General features: G+C 71.2%; 1 protein-coding gene. It reads right to left on the bottom strand.

Annotated elements, in window-relative coordinates:
• Window positions 1–514: amino acid synthesis family protein (locus AOK15_RS24750; RefSeq protein WP_055520504.1), on the bottom strand; the 514-nt coding region annotated here is incomplete at its 3' end.
• Window positions 515–569: the final 55 nt, after the last annotated feature.

Here is a 569-nt window from a genome sequence, read left to right as displayed (position 1 = left end):
CGACGACGACCTCGTCCGGGTGCGGGGCGTCGGAGAAGCTCACCGTGATGGTGTCGTAGTGCGAGCGGACGTACAGCGCGTCCTTGTGGGCCAGCGGAACGTCGAGGACCGTGCCGGGCCCACCCCGCTTGCCCGTCGACGGCACCCACGCCTTCCCGCCACCGACCGCCTCGCGCACCGGGTCCGCGAAGACCGCGGTGAGGAAGGCGTTGCCGTGCTCGTACTCGCCGGCCGTGCCCACCAGGCACGCCTTCCCGTAGCTCTGGATCGCGAGGCCGCCGGCCGCCTCCAGGGCGCGCCGGCCGAACTCCTCACCCAGCTTCGGTGAGTCGGCCACGATGTCGCCGAGGTCCTGGCTGAACCGCCCGGCGTAGGGGTTGTGGACCGCCGCCGCGATCACGATCTTGCGGACGGGGTCGCCGTCCGCGAGGACACCGGTCTCGTTGGCGAGGGTGTCCTCGGTCTGGGTGAACCACTTGCGGATGTGGTACCCGACGAAGTTGGGCTGGGGCATGGGTCATTCCTCCGGGTCGGTCAGTGGTGAGGGGGCGTGTCGGGGACGGCGGGAT

The sequence above is a fragment of the Streptomyces ossamyceticus genome (assembly GCF_001418475.1).
Taxonomy (GTDB): domain Bacteria; phylum Actinomycetota; class Actinomycetes; order Streptomycetales; family Streptomycetaceae; genus Streptomyces; species Streptomyces ossamyceticus.
This window is presented reverse-complemented; position numbering and strand designations above follow the sequence as displayed.